The sequence below is a fragment of the Methylocaldum sp. genome, from assembly GCF_039794385.1.
Taxonomy (GTDB): domain Bacteria; phylum Pseudomonadota; class Gammaproteobacteria; order Methylococcales; family Methylococcaceae; genus Methylocaldum.
In genome coordinates, this window is the sequence record NZ_JBDIVO010000375.1 from 1 (window position 1) to 4,286 (window position 4,286).

Annotated in this window: 2 protein-coding genes; both read left to right on the plus strand. The window is 60.3% G+C overall.

Going from position 1 to position 4,286, the window contains the following annotated elements; all coding sequences use genetic code 11:
* Window positions 1–353: 353 nt before the first annotated feature.
* Window positions 354–3,434 (plus strand): DEAD/DEAH box helicase, encoded by a 3,081-nt coding sequence (locus tag ABJK70_RS21000; RefSeq protein WP_347259009.1) that lies wholly within the window; start codon window positions 354–356, stop codon window positions 3,432–3,434.
* A 3-nt stretch (window positions 3,435–3,437) separates the two neighbouring features.
* Window positions 3,438–4,277, plus strand: coding sequence for an SWIM zinc finger family protein (locus ABJK70_RS21005; protein WP_077728166.1), 840 nt, complete (start codon window positions 3,438–3,440; stop codon window positions 4,275–4,277).
* Window positions 4,278–4,286 lie beyond the last annotated feature (9 nt).

Genomic DNA, 4,286 nt, shown 5'->3' on the forward strand with positions numbered 1-4,286 from the left:
CGAACGATGCGTTTCGTGCCTCAGGTCATAGGATGCGCTTCCTTCGTCAGCACATCCTACGCAAGGTGGTTTGAATTGCCACCGCCGCTTCGTTTCCCTCACCGACCTGAGGCCTAAAGCCTCCGATTCGATCGTCACGCTTCCTCGCGTACCGGCAATACTGACGGCAACCGACACCTTGCCATCGACCGATTGCTCCGATGAATAAGCGTTGCGCTCGATCGGACATGATGGTTTATTGTTAGGCCGGGCTGATGCGGGTTGACCGCGGATGTAACAAATAATTAACAGATCGGCGCAAACCCGCTCCGGCTGGGTACAATAGCCGATTTTCGGCTTGCAACATACGCGACATGAAAGTCCTGCACTGCACATGGATTCCCGAGTGTACCGACGAGTTCGTCCAGCCGGGCGATTTTTGGCTTTGGATAGAGCATGACGGCGAACCCGCCGACGTCTCTGGAGCCGCGAACCGTCATCCTCGGCACCTCACCAAAGCGGAGCTGGTGGCTTTTCTCGAAGGCGAACTCGGGCTGGACGTTTCACCTTATGAACGCCGGTTTCATTTCGCGCCGCAGACGGTCCTTTTGCCGACGGTCGACGGTCGGCCGCTGCCGGGCCTAGAGTTGGAAAGCGGAGTGGACGAAGAGCCCATCGAAGCGGCTTTGACGGGCTGGGAAGTGGACGGCTATCGCCTGGCCCACCCTTTCAAGCAGCTCGGCGAATTGCGTTTTCTGTCGGCTTACCGGACCTCGCAGACCAAGGCGGGCATCGATCTGCTGTTTTGGCATTACTTCACGCAGTCGCTGAAGTCGGTGATCGTGAAGGATCGCTATATCCCGGCGCTGCTCTATCGAACCATGCCGCCCGAAGGCTATGAAATCTACGCCGGCTGGGAAATCGTTTCCGACAGTTATGAACGCCTGATTCGGGAGGCCGTCGAGCGGATGCCTCCGGTTTGTGCGTCGGCCGGCGGTTTTTTTTACGAGAGCGCCAGTCTGCTCAAGCATTGCGCCGATGTCCTGGTACATCGCACTATCGTCCAGGCGGCGTCTGCCACCAAGTTGGGCCGCAAGATCGAGGGCACGCTGTTGAATGCCTGCCGCAACGGCGCGCCGGCCGGGCATCCGTGGAAAACCGACGAGGGTATCGAGCTCTACCGGCAATGGCTCGGCTGGCGGCGCAATCTGCTCGGGCGCCGAGAGGAAGCGGACCTGGAGTTGGTGTTCCGCTTGCAGGAAGCAGCCTCCGAGGACGATGCCTGGCGATTGGAAATTCTCCTCTCGCCGCGCCGCGATCCCGCCCTGCGCCTGCCTTTGGCCGAATACTGGGGGCTGCGCGCCGAGGAGAAACAGGCTTTCGCCAAGCCGGTCGGTCCGGAGTTCGAGAAAAACCTGCTGCTCGGCTTGGGCCAGGCGGCTCGCATCTATCCGAAATTGTGGGAAGGCTTGGACGAAGAGCGCCCCACCGGGGTCGATCTGGCTTTGGAAGAGGCCTTCGCGTTTCTCCAAGAGGATGCCTGGGTATTGGAAGATGCCGGGTTTACCGTCATGGTGCCCACCTGGTGGACTCCGCAAGGGCGGCGACGTACCAGAATCCGCCTTTACGCCAGCCGCCGCAGCCCCTCGGATGCGGGTACTCGGCGCGATTTGGGCTTGCAGAACCTGATCGCATACCGTTACGAGCTGGCACTGGGAGCGGAGACCATCGACGAGGCCGAATGGGAACGCCTGGTCGAAAGCAAGACGCCGCTGGTTCGCTACCGCGGTCAGTGGCTGACGCTGGATCGGGAAAAGATGCGCACGATGCTGGAGTTCTGGCGCAAGCACCGGAGCGAGGACGGCGGCATGAGCCTGCCGGAACTGATGCGGAAGACGGCGGAGGATTCGGATCTTTTCGAGATCGATCCCCAGGGAACGTTGCTGGAAATGCTGGGGAAGCTCCGCGATCACAGCCAGCTGCAGCCGGTGGACGATCCGCCGGGCCTGGTCGCGCGGCTTCGGGATTACCAGCGGCGCGGGCTCGCCTGGCTCTGTTATCTCGAAAGCCTGGGGCTGAACGGATGCCTGGCGGACGACATGGGCCTCGGGAAAACCGTGCAGGTAATCGCGCGCTTGGTTCACGAGCGGGTCGAGACGAATCAGCATGCCCCGACCTTGCTGGTCGTGCCCACGTCGGTGATCGGCAACTGGAAGAAAGAGCTCGAGCGTTTCGCGCCCGGCCTGCGCGCCATCGTCCATCACGGCGGCGGACGTTTTCGGGATGTCGGACGTTTTCGGGAGATCTGCGCGGAGCACGATGCGGTTATCACGTCCTATGCCTTAGTGCGACGGGACGAGAAACTGTTTTCCCAGATCCGATGGGCGCGGATCGTGCTCGATGAGGCCCAGAATATCAAGAACCCCTTGTCCGCCCAGACCAAGGCGGTTTTGAGGCTCAATGCGGAGCATCGCCTGGCCTTGACCGGAACCCCGGTGGAGAATCGGCTGCTCGACCTGTGGTCGATCTTCAATTTTCTGAATCCCGGTTATTTGGGCAAGCAGACCCAGTTCCGCCAGCGTTACGAGCTTCCGATCCAGCGCGATAACGATCCGGCTCAGACCGAGACCCTGAAACAGCTGATCGAGCCGTTCGTCCTGCGCCGCGTCAAAACCGATCCCAATATCATCAAGGACCTGCCCGACAAGGTCGAAAACAAGCAGTTCTGTCATCTCTGCAAAGAGCAGGCCTCGCTCTACGAGGCCGTGGTGCGGGACGTGGAGCAGCGCCTGACGATGGCCGAAGGTATCGGTCGGCAGGGCTTGATGCTGTCGGCACTGATGAGGCTCAAGCAGGTGTGCAACCATCCCGCCCAATTTTTGCGCGACGGCAGCGAGTTCACGCCCGAGCGTTCTCCGAAACTCGATCGGTTGCACGACATGTTGACCGACGTGATCGCCGAGACCGAAAGCGCTCTGGTGTTCACCCAGTTCGCCGAAGTCGGCGAGAGCCTGTACAAATATTTGCGCGATGCCTTGGGCTGCCCGGTATTTTACCTGCACGGCGGAACGCCGCCGGCAAAGCGCGAGCGGATGATTTCCGAATTTCAGGATCCGGATACCGAGCCCGGCGTGTTCATATTGTCCTTGAAGGCGGGCGGGGTGGGCATCACGCTAACCAAGGCCAACCACGTTTTTCACTTCGACCGCTGGTGGAATCCGGCGGTCGAGGACCAAGCCACCGACCGCGCCTTTCGAATCGGGCAGTGCAAGAATGTTTTCGTCCACAAATTCATCACCATAGGGACGCTGGAGGAGCGTATCGATCGTATGATCGAAGACAAGAAACAGGTGGCTTCGCTGATCGTCGGAAATGATGAATCCTGGCTGACGCGACTCGACAACGAGGCCTTCAAGGAACTGATCGCCCTGAATCGTCAAGCCGTTATGGAGTAGGCCATGAGCAAGATCGGCAAGACCTGGTGGGGCCAGCGGTTCATCGAAGCGATGGAAACATTCACCGACCCGAAGCGGCTGATGCGTGGGCGCCAGTATCTCAGCACCCACCGCATTCTCGGATGGCGGGTGGAGCAGAACAAAGTCCTGGCGCGGGTGCGGGGACGGATGAGCCCCTACCTCGGATTTTACGAGGAGCCCATCTATGAGATTCACATCGAGTTCCTGTCCCTGCCGGCGTCCGCCTGGGATAACGCCATCCGGCTCATCGGGAGTCGTGCGGGATTTCTGGCCCGCTTGCTTCTCAACGAAATGCCGGACGAGATCGAAAAGCCATTCGAGAATCTGGAAATCGATCTCCTGCCGCGGAGCCGCAAAGACATCAAGACGCGCTGTTCATGTCCCGATCCGGAAAATCCGTGCAAACACATTGCCGCTTTGTATTACCTGCTCGCCTCGCGGCTGGATCACGATCCCTTTCTATTGTTCGAACTCCGGGGACTTCCCCGCGCCGAACTGGCCCGGCGACTTCAGAGCACGCCCTTGGGGGCGGCGCTAGCTACCGCCTTGACGGAGAACGGGGGCGAATTGTACCCGGCGGAGTCCTACTTCAGTCGTCCCGTGCCCAGCACCGTGCCGGACACAGTCGTTCCCAGGGACTACTGGCGCGGCGCGAAGAAACTGCCCTCCGGCGTGGAACCGCCGGAACCCGCTCCGGTTTCGGGCATTCTGGTCAAAAAAGGCGGCGATTTCCCGCCGTTCTGGCCCAAGGACGTGTCCTTCGTCGACGTGATGGAGGCCTTTTACGAGCAGGTCAGGAAAAAGGCGAAGGATTGGATGTGAACGAAGCGA